Source organism: Geothrix limicola (assembly GCF_030268085.1).
In the GTDB taxonomy this organism is placed as follows: domain Bacteria; phylum Acidobacteriota; class Holophagae; order Holophagales; family Holophagaceae; genus Geothrix; species Geothrix limicola.
On record NZ_BSDE01000003.1, the window covers coordinates 207443 to 221277 of the forward strand.

The window sequence follows — 13835 nt, forward strand, 5'->3', positions numbered from 1 at the left end:
CGGGAAACTGAAAGATCAGGAGTCCGAATGCCCCGTTTCTCAAAGCGTGTCGGCCGCGAAGTGCTCGAAGGGCATCCCCGCCTGCCCGAATGGATCACCAAGGAGCGCGTCAAGCTCTCCGATCTGCATGGCATGAAGAAGGACCTGCGAGATTCGCACCTACACACGGTCTGCGAGGAGGCGCGCTGCCCCAACCGGACCCACTGCTTCACCCACGGCACGGCCACCTTCCTGCTCATGGGTGAGGTCTGCACCCGCGCCTGCGGCTTCTGCAGCATCCAGAGCGGCAAGCCCCGGCTCCTGAACCCCCATGAACCGCAGGAGACCGCCGAGCGTGTGGCGGCCCTGAACCTGCGCTTCGCCGTGCTCACGAGCGTGAACCGCGACGACCTGCCCGACGGCGGCGCGGCCCACTTCGCCGAGACCGTCCTCGCCATCCGCCGCCGCAATCCCGGTGTGGACGTGGAGGTGCTGGTGCCCGACTTCATGGGCGATCTCGACGCCGTGGCGCGCGTGGTGGCGGCGCGTCCCGCCGTGTTCAACCACAACACCGAGACCGTGCCCAGCCTCTATTCGGAAGTGCGTCCCGCGGGCCGCTTCGAGCGCAGCCTCGCCGTGCTGCGGCACGCCAAGGACCTGGGCACCTCGCTCTACGGTTCGTCGTTTCGCACGAAGAGCGGCATGATGCTGGGCCTGGGCGAGACCGAAGCCGAGCTGATGAGCACCTTCGAATCGCTGGCCCGGGCCGGTGTCGACATCCTCACCCTGGGCCAGTATCTGCGCCCCACGCGCCACCAGCTGCCGGTGAAGCGGTACGTGCATCCCGACGAATTCGCCGAGCTCGGCGCCAAGGCCAAGACCTTCGGCTTCGCCACGGTCTACGCCGGGCCCCTCGTGCGGTCCAGTTTCAATGCCCACGAAGTGGCGGAGATGGAAGGCATCAGCATCGCCTAGGCTCAGTCCCGGCGCGGATCCACGACGATGGCCGAGGGTTCGGCGGGACAGGCGAAGACGCAGAGGCCGCAGCCCGTGCACGCGTCGGCGTACACCACCGGATGACCAATCGTTTCCCCCTCGAAGGTCACGATGCGGATGGCCTCTTCGGGATAGGGACAGCGGTCCACGCAGATGCGGCAGGCCCGGGCCTCGCGATCCAGGCTGCCCCAGGTGACGCATTGGCTGGGTTTCACGCGGGCCGTGCCCATGCGGGTGGCCTTGGGCCCCTCGATCTCTTGACCATCGGCCCGCTTGAGCCGCGGCCAGACGAGGGCCTCGTCCTCGCAGGCGGCCACGCAGGGAAGCGTTGTGCAAAGGAAGCAGGGCACGCTGCGCGGATCGATATAGGGCGTCTTCAGGGCCAGGCCCGCCGACGCGGGCGCCATGAGGATTGCATTCTCGGGGCAGGCCCGCATGCACTTGTCGCAGCGGGTGCATTTGGTGAGGAATTCCAGCTCGTCGAGGGCGCCCGGGGGCCGCAGCAGCTTGGGGCCGAGGCCCGTCACCGCATCCTCGATGCGGTTCGCGACGAAGCCGGCGAACAGGGTGCCCAGGGACTTGAAGAAGTCGCCGCGCTCCTGGGGTTCGTCGAGCTTCTTGGCCATGGCGCCTACATCAAGCCCAGCACGCGCAGAGTGGGCCGCAGCACGCCCCATAGCACGGGGTCGAAGCCCAGGGTGAGCATGGCCGCCTTGTTGTCGCCCGCGAGGTCCATGTGGGCCAGTAGGTCGGCGCTCACGGCCACGTCCCGGGAACTGGGCGCCGCGTCCACCCACTTCACGCCGGCGGGCGCCTCCTTCTTCACGAGGCTCTTGCCCTCGGCGGCGCGGATCTGGAGGATCAACAGGTCGCCATGGAAGGAGGGCACGCGGACCTCCATCAGGCGGCCCTTGCCCGCGGGCGGCGTCACGGGCACGACCTCGAAGGCCTGCCGGTAGCCCAGCTTCGCCAGGTCCGGATCCTCACCGTTGAGCACGGCGAGGGTCTGCTCCACGAGGCCGTCCAGCCCCTGGTCGCCCATCCAGGCCACGGATCGCAGGTGGGTTCCGCCCACGTCGCCCAGGCCCTCCAGCAGGCTGGGAAGCAGCGCCAGCACCTGTTCCAGGGCCGGGCGGCTGCGAAGCGCCCGGGCGTCCTTGGGCCAGGCTCCGGCCAGGGGCATGGGGTCGGTCTTGGCTTCGGGCTCGGAACGCAGATCCAGGATGCGACCGGGGAAATCGGCCAGTAGCGCGGGGTCCGGCGTGTCGGCCAGGATCACCGCGTCCAGGCCTTCCAGCAGCAGCGGCGTCGGCGCGAAGACCACCAAGTCGCCGATCTCTTCCTCCACGGTGAGGGGTCCCGTGGAAAGCGGCACCACGGAGGCCTCGCGCGCCTCCAGGGCGTTCACGAGTTCGCGGCCCAGCAGGGATTGGGCGCCGATGACGGCCAGCTTCAACATGGGAAACCTTTCAAGCTCAAACGCGGACGGCGGCTTCTTCGGCGGGGGCGTGATCCTTCAACGCCTCGGCCACGGGACCCGCCAGGAACTGGCGGACCTGATCGCCGGCCCGGCCCGTGAACCGCGTGGCATCCAGCAGGGCGGCCAGTTCGGACTCGTTCATGGCCCAGGCGGGATCTTCCGCCAGCAGCTTCAACAGATCATTGGAACGGCCCTCGGCCTTGATGCGGCGACCCGCCTCCAGCGCCGCGACACGGAAGCGCTCGTGGAGATCCTGACGGTCCCCGCCCCGCTTCACCGCTTCCATGAGCAGCACCTCGGCGGCCATGAAGGGGAGTTCCTGCGCCAGGCGCGCCTCGATCATCTTGGGGTAGACCACGAGGCCCGAGGCCACGTTGCGCAGCAGCACGAGGATGGCATCGGCCGCCAGCAGGCCCTGGCTGATGGTGAGGCGCCGATGGGCGCTGTCGTCCAAGGTGCGCTCCATCCACTGGCTGGCGCTGGTCTGGTAGCTGGAGGGCATGAGCCCGAGCACGAAGCGGGCGAGGCTGTTGATGCGTTCCGAGCGCATGGGATTGCGCTTGTAGGGCATGGCGCTCGAACCGATCTGCTTCGTCTCGAAGGGTTCTTCCACTTCCTTCAGGTGCTGCAGCAGACGCAGGTCGCAGGCGAACTTGGAAGCCGAGGCGGCGATGCCGCATAGCACCTGGCCGATGCGGTCCTCCAGCTTGCGCGTGGCCGTCTGGCCGCTCACGGGGATCGCGGGGAAACCCACCTTGGCGCAGAAGCGCTGCTCCAGGGCCTCCACCTTGGCGCCGTCGCCTTCGAAGAGTTCCAGAAAGCTGGCCTGAGTGCCCGTCGTGCCCTTCACGCCACGCACGGGCGTGGTGCGGATGAGGTGGTCGAGGTCCTCCAGGTCCAGCAGCAGGTCCTGGATCCAGAGGCTGGCGCGCTTGCCCACCGTCGTGGGCTGGGCGGGCTGGAAGTGGGTGAAACCGAGCGTCGGCTGGTCCTGCCACTGGGCGGCGAAACCGGCCAGGGCCGCGATGACGTCCTGCAGGCGGCGACGCAGCAGGGCCAGCGCCTCCTGCACGATGAGCAGGTCGCCGTTGTCCGTGACGAAGCAGCTGGTGGCCCCGAGGTGGATGATGGGCCGCGCGCCGGGTGCCTGCTCACCCCAGGCGTGGATGGCGGCCATCACGTCGTGGCGCAGGGCGGCTTCGTGCTTGGCAATGGTCTCCAGATCCACCGCGTCCTGGCTGGCCTTGAGCTCAGTGATCTGGGCAGCGGTGACGGGCAGGCCCAGCTCGGATTCGGATTCCGCGAGGGCGATCCAGAGGCGGCGCCACACGCGCTGCCGGTAGAGCGGCGACAGCAGACGCACCATGGCCTTGCTGGCGTAGCGGCTCGCCAGCGGATGCTCGAACCGCTCCAGTTCGGGTCCATCGTGAGGGGGCAGGAAGGGCATAGACTCTCCGACCTTCCAGTGTCGCACGTCTGTAGACCTGTGACCCTGCTCACGAAGAGGGGCTCTGCGGGGCGACGGTCGCGGCTAGGATGAATACATCACACGGGAGCCCCGGCCATGTACGAAGTGATCCGAACCTCAGACCCCGCCGTGTTCCAGGCCCTGGAACTGGAAGTCCAGCGCCAGCGGCATCACCTGGAACTCATCGCGTCTGAAAACTACGCCTCCCGCGCGGTCATGCAGTCCATGGGCTCCCACTTCACCAACAAGTACGCCGAGGGCTACCCGGGCAAGCGCTACTACGGCGGCTGCGGCCAGGTGGACATCATCGAGAACCTGGCCCGGGATCGCGCCAAGGAGATCTTCGGCGCCGAACATGTGAATGTGCAGCCTCACAGCGGCGCCCAGGCCAACATGGCCGTCTACCTCGCCGCCCTCAAGCCCGGCGACACGGTCATGGGCCTCGATCTGGCCCACGGCGGCCACCTCACCCACGGCCACCCCCTGAACAGCTCTGGCATCCTCTACAAGTTCGTGCCCTACCACGTGAAGAAAGAAGACGAACGCGTGGACATGGACGAGGTCCGCAGCCTGGCCCTGCAGCACCGCCCCAAGATGATCGTGGTCGGCGCCTCGGCCTACAGCCGCACCTGGGATTTCCCCCTCTTCCGCCAGATCTGCGACGAGGTGGGCGCCATGCTCATGGTGGACATGGCCCACATCGCGGGCCTCGTGGCCACCGGGCATCACCCGAGCCCCGTGCCCCACGCGGATTTCGTCACCTCGACCACGCACAAGACCCTCCGCGGTCCCCGCGGCGGCATCATCCTTTGCAAATCCCAGTACGCGAAGGATCTCGACCGCGCGGTCTTCCCGGGCGTCCAGGGCGGCCCGCTCATGCACGTCATCGCCGCCAAGGCCGTGGCCTTCCATGAGATCCTGCAGCCCGAATTCAAGGCCTACAGCGGCCAGGTGATCCGCAACGCCCACGCCCTCGCCAAGGGCCTGCAGGAGCGCGGCTGGCGCATCGTCAGCGGCGGCACGGACAACCACCTCTTCCTCGTCGATCTGCGCGATCACGGCCTGCTGGGCCATGAAGCCGAGGAATGCCTGGGCCGCGCCGGCATGACCACCAACAAGAACGGCATCCCCTTCGATCCCAACCCGCCCCTCAAGCCCTCGGGCGTCCGCCTGGGCAGCCCCGCCCTCACGACCCGCGGCATGAAGGAGGAGGAGATGGATCACATCGCCCGCTTCTTCGACGTGACCCTCCGCCACCGGGCCGACGACAGCACCTTCGCGCGGGTGCGCCAGGAAGTCTTCCACCTGACCGACCAGTTCCCCATTCCCGAGTAGTCCATGACCGAGCGCCCGGGCCCAGCCGTCCCTCCGCCCCAGGAGAGGGGCGGCTCGGTCCGGGTGCTTCAGGTCCTGGCGCTGGCCCTGGTTTTCCTGGCGACGGCGAAGATCCCGCTCGCCTCGGGCCTGACCTTCCAGGCCTACCTCTTCTGGCCCGCCGCCGCGTTATCCCACACCGCCTTCTTTGTGCTGGGACGAAGGGCCTGGTGGGGCCTCGCCCTCGGCAGCCTCCTCCTCAACCTCACGGGATGGCTGCCCTGGCCGCACGCTCTCGCCATGGCGGCCCTGCAAACCTTCGGACCCTGGGCCGCCTGGCGGATCATGGTCCGGCTGGGCTGTCCTCATCCGGATTTGAGCCGCACCCGAGATCTGGTTCGTTGGCTCGGCACGGCCCTGCTTTCCAGCGCCCTCTTTTCGGCCTGCCTGGGATCGGTCATCGTGGGCCTGAACCTCCCGGGTCACGGCTTCCCCCACGCCGTGGCCACTGCCTTCTCCTGGTTCCTCGGGGACCTGACGGCCATCCTGTGCCTGGGCCCCTGGATCCTTCACTTCGTTCCGGCCTGGATGGAAGCCGAGACAGGCCCGCCTCAGGTCGGCCCCACCCCGCCCCTCGCGGCCAAGCTTCTGGTCGGGGCCTTCTGCCTGTTGCTGCTCTTCGGGGGGCGCATCAATCCAGGCCTCTCCGGGGACTTCAGGCTCGCCCTTCAGTTCGCCCTCGTGCTGCCGGTCCTGTGGATGGCCCTCCGCTTCGGCCCGCGGGACAGCAGCGCCGGAGTGGCCTTGTTGTCCCTCGCCTTCCTCGCCCACCTCGGTGCCTTCGGGTCCAAGCTGCCGGACGAGGCCTTCCGTTTTTCCCAGCTCCACCTGCTGGTTCTGGCCCTGGCCGCGCTTGTCACCTCCGCGGTGGCCGAAGAATCCCGACTCGCCCACCAGGCATTGCAAGCAAGGGATTTACAAGCCCTACGCATGGAGGCGGTCGGCACCCTGGCCGGAGGTCTCGTCCACGAATTCAACAACCAGTTGACAGTGGTCTTCGGCAATCTCGACCGGTTACAGGACCTTTTGCCGGCGGAGAGCCAAGCCTCCCTGTTCGTTCAAAAGCTGGACGAGGCCGCCTTTTCCCTTGGCCAGACGGTGCAGCAGTTGAAGGCCCTCTCCCACCAGGTCCCCCTGCAGGCCCACCCCCAGCCCCTCCGGGAGGCTCTGGGTCCCTTTTTCCAGCGGACGGGCGACCTGCCTGCCCGCATCTCCTTCGAGCTGGCCCTCGAGGAGGGGCTGGTGGTCAGCCTCGACCCCGACCTCCTGAACCAGACCCTGCAGCACCTCCTGGCTAATAGTCTGGACGCCATTCCCGACCGGGGCCGCATCAAGCTGCAGGCCTGGCACGAAGAAGACTCGGTTCACCTTACTTTGGAGGACAACGGCACGGGCATGAGCCCCGAAATCCTGCGCCGGGCCTGTGACCCCTTCTTTTCCACCAAGCCCATGGCCAAGGGTCGCGGGCTCGGTCTCTCCTTCGCGTTCTCCCTCGCCCGCCAGATGGGTGGGCGGCTCAGCCTGGAGAGCCATCCTGGCGAGGGCACCCGCGCCGAGCTGGTCTTCCCCCTCGATCGGACCGCACCGGCCCCGCTGAAGACCGCGCCCGGGGCCCCCAAGTCCCGGCGGATCCTGCTCGCCGACGACGAGGCCGGGATCCGGGAATTGACCCGGGAATTCCTTGAAAGCGAAGGCTTCCACGTGTCCGAAGCCGCCGATGGCCAGGAGGCCCTGGAACGCTTCGAATCCGACCCCGAGGCCTGGGATCTCGTCATCCTGGACCTGGTCATGCCCCGACTAGGCGGCGCCGAAGTGCTGAGCCGGATCGAAGCCCTCCGCCCCGATCTCCCCGCCCTGATGATCAGCGGCTACAGTTCGGAGGCGCGGCCCAACCTCTTGAACGGCCCCCACCGGCGTTTCCTGACCAAGCCCTTCCGGTTGCATGAATTGGCCGAAACCCTCGACACCCTCGGGCTGCGGGGCTCCGGAAAGGACACCCCCCATGGAGAGTGACGGCCTCTTCGTGTACGGCACCCTGCGTGAAGGCGGGTCGAACCACGGTTGGTTGATGCGCACCCACCCCCAGGGCCTGACCCGTGCCTGGGCGGCCGGGCGGCTCTTCCACCTTCCTGCGGGTTACCCGGCCCTGGTGCCTAGCCCCGAACCCCCCGACGGTCCACCGGGCCCAGGCTGGGTCCGCGGGGACTTCGTCGGTTACGACGACGAGGCCGACCTCGACTCCGCCCTGGCCGATCTGGATCCCCTCGAAGGGGTGGAAGAAGGCCTCTTCACCCGCGAAATTCGCCCGGTGATCCTCGATGGCGGCCAGCACTACCGGGCCTGGGTCTACGTGTTCCATGTGGAACGCCTGCCCCGGCTGGAACGGGAGGCCGTGGAGCTGCTAAATGGGGATTGGACGAGCTGGTTGAATGGCGAATAATTAACGAAAATCCGTCTTGACTTTTTTATCGCAATCCAGCATGTTAGGCTACGCGTGAGCGCCACTCATTCCCGAAAACCACGGTTCACCCGTGGCAACCCCCAGAGGGTAGCCCAACAGGGCCTAGGGTTGAGGGCGCTTTTTTATTTTCGAAATCGAAAATGCCAACTCGAGAACCCGTGTTCCTCAATTGGGTGGGCTAAGCTTCGAATTTTAAGATTCATTTCGATATGAGCGCAAAGCGCCAACTTTGCACTGCAAGCATTCGCTGCCAGTTCTTTGCCATTCACTCGAAAGCCGATTGCCCCCATAAAAACATCGGCCATTTGAATCAAGTCGTGTTCTTTTGAATTCAGAGGTACCACATCTCTTAGTGGGTTTTGAGGCAAACCATATCTCTTGACTAAACCTCTATTCATTATGGTTTTAAAATCACTCAATGAATACGAAGTGCTTCTTTGATCAAGAAATAACGAAAATCGATCACCCACTTTTAGATATTTCCCAAACCGATGTAAAACAAATTGATACATCATTTTATAAAATGTGGTTTCAGCATTGCCTGCGCTATATTTTTTATGGTCATATTGATGACTATCTATTACCAGCGCATGAAAATGAGCTACATCATCAAGAAACAATTGCGAGCCTATGTCAACAAATTGAACATATTGTTCGCGTTTTTGGTTCTTCACCTTTGTCCACTTCAACTCTTTGCTCATATTTGTTGAAGATCTAAAGGTTTTAATTTTTTCTATTATTGCTGATTCGTGTTTCCTATTTAAAATCAAGCCGCCTATTACATGGTAACGATCAGAAATACATGATTCGTCACAATAGATCTGATAATAGGCGCTTTCAGACATTTCGACGTTCAATCCAATGACAGCTTTGGTTGAACCCCACCTTCATCGGGGCCCGGGTGCGCCACTTCGGTTTCACCCAGATCCTCTTCCTCGTCCAGGGCCATGGCGCTGGCGTCGATCTTGGCCAGACCCACCACCCGGTCCTCGGCACTGGCCAGCTTGAGCAGGCCGACGCCCTGGGCATTGCGGCCCGTCTTGCGGACCTCGTCGATGAGGAAGCGGATGACCATGCCTTCCTGGCTGATGAGCAGGCACCCTTCGCCAGGCTTGACGAGCTTGAAGCCCACCACGTGGCCGTTGCGAACCCCGGCGCGGATATTGATGACGCCCGTGCCGCCCCGGCCCTGGAGCCGGTAGTCCTGGAGGAGGCTGCGCTTGCCGTAGCCCTTTTCGCAGACCGTCAGGAGCATGCCGTGATCCTCGGTGCTTTCGTCGGGCTCGATGCCTTCGGGCAGGTCCGGCAGGGGATCGGCCACTTCCATATCCACGATGTGATCGCCCTTCGCGAGCTTCATGCCGCGAACGCCCGTGGTGGCGCGACCCGTGGCCCGCACGTCCTCCTCGGGGAAGCGGATGGCCTTGCCCTGGGCCGTGGCCAGCACGATCTGCTGGGAACCCGTCGAGCGCCGCACGGCCACCAGGCTGTTGCCGTCATCGATGTTGAGGGCGATGAGGCCGTTGGCCCGGATGTTGGCGTAGGCCGCCAGGCTGGACTTCTTCACGGTGCCGTCGCTGGTGGCGAAGACCAGGTTTTCGCCCTCGGGGAAGTCCCGGATGGCCATGAGGGTGACGACGTTCTCCCCGTCCTTCAGCGAGATGAGGTTGCGGATGTGCTTGCCGCGGGTGGAGGCGGCGGCCTCAGGCAGGTCGTAGACCTTGAGGGCGTAGACAATGCCCTTGTCCGTGAAGGCCATGAGGGTGTCGTGGGCCTTGGTCATGAAGAGCTGTTCGACGAAATCCTCGTCCTTCGTCTTCATGCCCACCTTGCCCTTGCCCCCGCGGCGCTGGCGCCGGTAGGCCGTGAGATCGGTGCGCTTGATGTAGCCGGCCTTGGACATGGTGACGACCATCGGGTCGTCGGGAACCACGTCCTCCATGCGGATCTCGCCGGAGTAGCCGACGATTTCCGTGCGGCGGTCGTTGCCGAACTGCTCGGCCACCTGCTGCAGCTCTTCCTTGATGACCTTCAAGAGCAGCTTCTCGTCCGCCAAAATGGCCTTGAGACGGGCGATGAGCTTTTCGATCTCGGCCAGTTCCTCGAGGATCTTCTCGCGCTCCAGGCCCGTGAGGCGCTGGAGGCGCATGTCCAGGATGGCCTGGGCCTGGATGGCGGACAGGCAGAGGCTGGGGTCCTTCTTGATGGCCGCGGCGGTGGCGAAGGCACCGGCCATGAGGCCGGCCTTGGCCTCCTCAGGGCTCTTGGCGGCGCGGATGAGCTTGATGACCGCGTCCAGGTGATCGAGGGCGATCTTGAGGCCCAGCAGGACATGGTGCCGCTCCTCGGCCTTGCGGAGCTGGAAGAGGGTCCGGCGGGTGACGACCTCGCGGCGGAAACCGATGAACTCCTGCAGCACCTCGCGCAGGGTGCAGATGCGCGGCTGCCCGTTCACGATGGCGAGCATGGTGATGGGGAAGCTGTTCTGGAGCTGGGTCTGCTGGTAGAGCTGGTTCAGGACGATGTCGCTGGGCTCGTTCTTCTTGAGCTCGATGACCAGGCGGATGCCCTCGCGATCGCTCTCATCCCGCAGGTCGCTGATGCCGTCGATCTTCTTGTCGCGCACCAGCTCGGCGATCTTCTCGATGAGGGTGGATTTGTTCACCTGGTAGGGCAGTTCGGTGAACACGATCTGCTCGCGGTCGCCCGCCCGCTTGATCTGCTCCACGTGGGCCTTGCCGCGGACGACGCAGCGGCCACGGCCGGTGCGGTAGGCGTCCAGCACGCCCTCGGTGCCAAGCATGAGGCCGCCGCCGGGGAAATCGGGGCCCTTGATGTGGGCCATCAGGCCTTCGAGGCCGAGGCTGGGCTGGTCGATCAGATCCACCAGGGCGTTGCAGCATTCCCGCAGGTTGTGGGGGGGGATGCTGGTGGCCATGCCCACGGCGATGCCCTGGGAGCCGTTGACCAGCAGGTTGGGGAACCGCGAGGGCAGGACGAGGGGCTCCTCCATGCTGCCGTCATAGTTGGGCCCGAAATCCACCGTGTCCTGGTCGATGTCGCCCATCATCTCGTTGGCGAGGCGGGAGAGGCGGGCTTCGGTGTAGCGCATGGCCGCGGGGCTGTCACCGTCGATGGAGCCGAAGTTGCCCTGGCCATCCACCAGCACGTGGCGCATGGAGAAGGGCTGGGCCATGCGGACGAGGGTGTCGTAGATGGCGGAGTCGCCATGGGGATGGTACTTACCCATCACGTCACCGACCGTGCGGGCGGACTTCTTGTAGGCCCGGTTCCAGTCGTTCCCGGCCTCCTTCATGGCGAACAGCACCCGGCGATGGACGGGTTTGAGGCCGTCGCGGACATCGGGCAGGGCCCGGCCGACGATGACGCTCATGGCGTAGTCCAGGTAGGACTTCCGCATTTCCTTTTCAATTTCCAGGGGCTCGATTCGATTCTGATTCATGGTTCTTCCGATGTTCTACGTGGAACGCTGCTCGACCGGTTGTAAAACAAGGGCCTAGATATCGATGTTTTCGGCCAGGAGCGCGTTTGTCTCGATGAAGCGGCGGCGGGGTTCCACGGCATCGCCCATGAGGATGGTGAAGATCTCGTCGGCTTCCACGGCATCGTCGACCCGCACCTGAAGCAGCGTGCGACGTTCGGGATCCATGGTCGTCTCCCAGAGCTGTTCGGGGTTCATTTCGCCCAACCCCTTGTAGCGCTGGATGCCCAGGCCCCGCTTGCCCTCTTCGAGGATCACCCCCAGCATGGCCTCCGGATCCGTGAAGACCTGCTCCTTGCTGAGCTTGGTGCCCTCTTCGGGCTCTTCATCCTTCTCCTTGGCGATCTCTTTGACGTCCTTGAGGCGGCGCAACCGCAGCTCGCCCCCGCTGAAGGCGGCCAGTTCCAGGTGAAGGGCGGACAGGCGGCGGAACTCGCCCCAGTGCGCCACCTGGCTGTCGATCCAGAGGGTGATGGGGCGGTTCAGGTGCATGCGCACCACACGCAGGCGGTGGCTGGCGGGAACGGTGACCGCGGGATCCTCCCCTTCGGCGCTTCGCTCGAAGGCTTCGACGGTTTCGATCTCGCAGGTGCCCAACTTCTGCTTGGTGATGGCCGAAGCCAGCTGCTCGAGGTTGGCCCGATCTGCGAACCGATCCGCATCAAGCAGTCCTTCCGCCAGCAGGGCGTCCACCAGGGGACGGGCATAGCCGCGGCGGTTCAATTTGCCGTAGAGCTGCTGAACCTCGCCCCACTTCTTCATTTCCCGCACGAGGATGGCGCCCTTGTGCTCGGTGCCGTCCGGCAGGCTGAGGCTCCAGCCGTCCAGGGCCTTGTGGAACAGGAACTCTTCGAGGGCCCGCTCGTCCTTGAGGTATTTCTCGGTCTTGCCCTTCTTCACCTTGTAGAGGGGCGGCTGGGCGATGTAGAGGTGGCCGCGCTCCACCAGCTCCGGCATCTGCCGGTAGAAGAACGTAAGCAGCAGCGTGCGGATGTGAGAGCCATCCACGTCGGCGTCGGTCATCAGTACGATCTTGTGGTACCGGAGGTTCTCGACCTTGAACTCCTCCTTGCCGATGCCCGTGCCCAGGGCCTGGATCAGCACCCGCAGCTCGTTGTGGCTGAGGATCTTGTCGAAGCGGGCCTTCTCCACGTTCAGCACCTTGCCCTTGAGGGGCAGGATGGCCTGGGTGGCGCGGTGGCGGCCCTGCTTGGCGCTGCCGCCGGCGGAATCACCCTCCACGAGGAAGATTTCGCTGAGGGCCGGATCCTTCTCCTGGCAGTCCGCCAGCTTGCCCGGCAGGCCGCCCCCGTCGAGGGCGCCCTTGCGGCGGGTCAGTTCGCGCGCCTTGCGCGCGGCCTCGCGGGCCCGGGCGGCTTCGATGGCCTTCTCCAGGATGGCCTTCGCTTCGCGGGGATTCTCCTCGAAGAAGCTGGAGAGCTTTTCGTAGACGATGGTCTGGACGATGCCCTTCACCTCCGAGGAGACGAGCTTGTCCTTGGTCTGGCTGGAGAACTTGGGATCCGGCACCTTGGCGCTGATGACCGCCGTCAGTCCCTCACGCACATCCTCGCCCGAGAGGCTCACCTTGGCGCTCTTGAGCAGGTTGTTCTTCTCGGCGTAGGTGTTGATGACGCGCGTCATGGCGGCCCGGAAGCCCTCCAGATGCGCGCCGCCGTCGCGGTTGCGGATGTTGTTCGTGAAGCAGTAGAGGGTCTCCTGGTAGGAGTCGTTCCACTGGAGGGCCACCTCCACGGTGGTGTCCTGCTTCTCGTCTTTGATGAAGATCGGCGGCTTGTGGAGGGCCACCTTGTTGCGGTTCAGGTGTTCCACGAAGGCGCTGATGCCGCCGGCGTTCATGAAGTCGTGGGTGTCGCCGGAGCGCTCGTCCGTGATGCGGATGTGGACGCCCTGGTTGAGGTAGCTCAGTTCGCGCAGGCGCTGGCTCAGCGTTTCGAAGCTGAAGTCGAGCACGTTGTTGAAGACTTCCGGATCGGGCTGGAAGCGCACGCGGGTGCCGCGCCGCGCCGTGGGGCCCATCACCTTCAGGGGGGCGTCGGCCTTGCCCTGGGAGAAGGTCATGGCGTGCTCCTGGCCCTCCTTCCAGACCGTGAGCCAGAGCTTGGCGGAGAGGGCGTTGACGCAGGACACGCCCACGCCGTGGAGGCCGCCGGACACCTTGTAGGCGTTCTTGCCCTCGGTGCTCGTGTTGTCGAATTTCCCGCCGGCGTGGAGCACGGTCATGATCACTTCGGCGGCGCTGCGGCCCTCTTCCTTGTGGATGTCCACCGGGATGCCGCGGCCGTTGTCCTCGACACTGCAGCTGCCGTCGTTGTGGAGGATCACGTCGACGCGGGTGCAGAAGCCCGCCAGGGCCTCGTCGATGGCGTTGTCCACCACCTCGTAGACCATGTGGTGGAGACCGCTGCCATCGTCGGTATCGCCGATGTACATGCCGGGCCGCTTGCGGACCGCTTCGAGATCTCTCAGGACCGTGATGTTGTCGGCGGTGTAGCTATCGGTTTCCAGGGGGGTGTGAACGCGGGCGCTAAGGACTTCTTCGGACATCAAGACT

The 13835-nt window shown here is 65.0% G+C and carries 10 protein-coding genes; 4 read left to right on the forward strand and 6 right to left on the reverse strand.

Going from position 1 to position 13835, the window contains the following annotated elements:
* Window positions 1-27 precede the first annotated feature (27 nt).
* Entirely contained in the window at window positions 28-954 is a 927-nt protein-coding gene (lipA, locus tag QSJ34_RS08870; RefSeq protein WP_285574065.1) for a lipoyl synthase, read from the forward strand.
* A 2-nt stretch (window positions 955-956) separates the two neighbouring features.
* Here lipA and QSJ34_RS08875 read toward each other — a convergent pair whose 3' ends face one another.
* From QSJ34_RS08875 to purB, 3 genes are read right to left on the reverse strand one after another with little or no spacing between them, the layout of a single operon-like run.
* Entirely contained in the window at window positions 957-1601 is a 645-nt protein-coding gene (locus QSJ34_RS08875) for a 4Fe-4S dicluster domain-containing protein (RefSeq protein WP_285574068.1), read from the reverse strand.
* 5 nt (window positions 1602-1606) lie between these two features.
* The gene (locus QSJ34_RS08880; RefSeq protein ID WP_285574071.1) at window positions 1607-2434 is read right to left on the reverse strand and encodes a hypothetical protein; all 828 of its coding nucleotides are present in this window, start codon (window positions 2432-2434) and stop codon (window positions 1607-1609) included.
* A gap of 16 nt (window positions 2435-2450) precedes the next feature.
* Window positions 2451-3902, reverse strand: a complete 1452-nt coding sequence (gene purB, locus QSJ34_RS08885; protein WP_285574074.1) for an adenylosuccinate lyase — start codon at window positions 3900-3902, stop codon at window positions 2451-2453.
* A 117-nt stretch (window positions 3903-4019) separates the two neighbouring features.
* Between purB and QSJ34_RS08890 the strand changes: the two genes are divergently transcribed.
* From QSJ34_RS08890 to QSJ34_RS08900, 3 genes are read left to right on the forward strand one after another with little or no spacing between them, the layout of a single operon-like run.
* Window positions 4020-5258 (forward strand): serine hydroxymethyltransferase, encoded by a 1239-nt coding sequence (locus QSJ34_RS08890; RefSeq protein ID WP_285574077.1) that lies wholly within the window; start codon window positions 4020-4022, stop codon window positions 5256-5258.
* 3 nt (window positions 5259-5261) lie between these two features.
* A complete protein-coding gene (locus QSJ34_RS08895; protein WP_285574079.1) occupies window positions 5262-7310 on the forward strand; it encodes an ATP-binding protein in 2049 nt (682 codons plus the stop codon).
* Window positions 7300-7737, forward strand: a complete 438-nt coding sequence (locus tag QSJ34_RS08900; RefSeq protein WP_285574082.1) for a gamma-glutamylcyclotransferase family protein — start codon at window positions 7300-7302, stop codon at window positions 7735-7737. Before QSJ34_RS08895 ends, QSJ34_RS08900 begins: the two co-directional genes overlap by 11 nt.
* Before the next feature lie 143 nt (window positions 7738-7880).
* Here the strand turns inward: QSJ34_RS08900 and QSJ34_RS08905 are convergent, their stop codons facing one another.
* From QSJ34_RS08905 to gyrB, 3 genes are read right to left on the reverse strand one after another with little or no spacing between them, the layout of a single operon-like run.
* The gene (locus QSJ34_RS08905) at window positions 7881-8603 is read right to left on the reverse strand and encodes a DUF3800 domain-containing protein (RefSeq protein WP_285574083.1); all 723 of its coding nucleotides are present in this window, start codon (window positions 8601-8603) and stop codon (window positions 7881-7883) included.
* A gap of 8 nt (window positions 8604-8611) precedes the next feature.
* Window positions 8612-11221, reverse strand: coding sequence for a DNA gyrase subunit A (gene gyrA, locus QSJ34_RS08910; RefSeq protein WP_285574086.1), 2610 nt, complete (start codon window positions 11219-11221; stop codon window positions 8612-8614).
* Between the two features lie 54 nt (window positions 11222-11275).
* On the reverse strand, window positions 11276-13828 hold the full coding sequence (gyrB, locus tag QSJ34_RS08915) for a DNA topoisomerase (ATP-hydrolyzing) subunit B (RefSeq protein ID WP_285574091.1): 2553 nt from the start codon (window positions 13826-13828) through the stop codon (window positions 11276-11278).
* Window positions 13829-13835: the final 7 nt, after the last annotated feature.

What these genes read in the sequence shown, in the direction of transcription:
- lipA (WP_285574065.1), top strand. Translation starts at nt 28, where the DNA reads ATGCCCCGTTTCTCAAAGCGTGTCGGCCGCGAAGTGCTCGAAGGGCAT.
- QSJ34_RS08875 (WP_285574068.1), bottom strand. Translation starts at nt 1,601, where the DNA reads ATGGCCAAGAAGCTCGACGAACCCCAGGAGCGCGGCGACTTCTTCAAG.
- QSJ34_RS08880 (WP_285574071.1), bottom strand. Translation starts at nt 2,434, where the DNA reads ATGTTGAAGCTGGCCGTCATCGGCGCCCAATCCCTGCTGGGCCGCGAA.
- purB (WP_285574074.1), bottom strand. Translation starts at nt 3,902, where the DNA reads ATGCCCTTCCTGCCCCCTCACGATGGACCCGAACTGGAGCGGTTCGAG.
- QSJ34_RS08890 (WP_285574077.1), top strand. Translation starts at nt 4,020, where the DNA reads ATGTACGAAGTGATCCGAACCTCAGACCCCGCCGTGTTCCAGGCCCTG.
- QSJ34_RS08895 (WP_285574079.1), top strand. Translation starts at nt 5,262, where the DNA reads ATGACCGAGCGCCCGGGCCCAGCCGTCCCTCCGCCCCAGGAGAGGGGC.
- QSJ34_RS08900 (WP_285574082.1), top strand. Translation starts at nt 7,300, where the DNA reads ATGGAGAGTGACGGCCTCTTCGTGTACGGCACCCTGCGTGAAGGCGGG.
- QSJ34_RS08905 (WP_285574083.1), bottom strand. Translation starts at nt 8,603, where the DNA reads ATGTCTGAAAGCGCCTATTATCAGATCTATTGTGACGAATCATGTATT.
- gyrA (WP_285574086.1), bottom strand. Translation starts at nt 11,221, where the DNA reads ATGAATCAGAATCGAATCGAGCCCCTGGAAATTGAAAAGGAAATGCGG.
- gyrB (WP_285574091.1), bottom strand. Translation starts at nt 13,828, where the DNA reads ATGTCCGAAGAAGTCCTTAGCGCCCGCGTTCACACCCCCCTGGAAACC.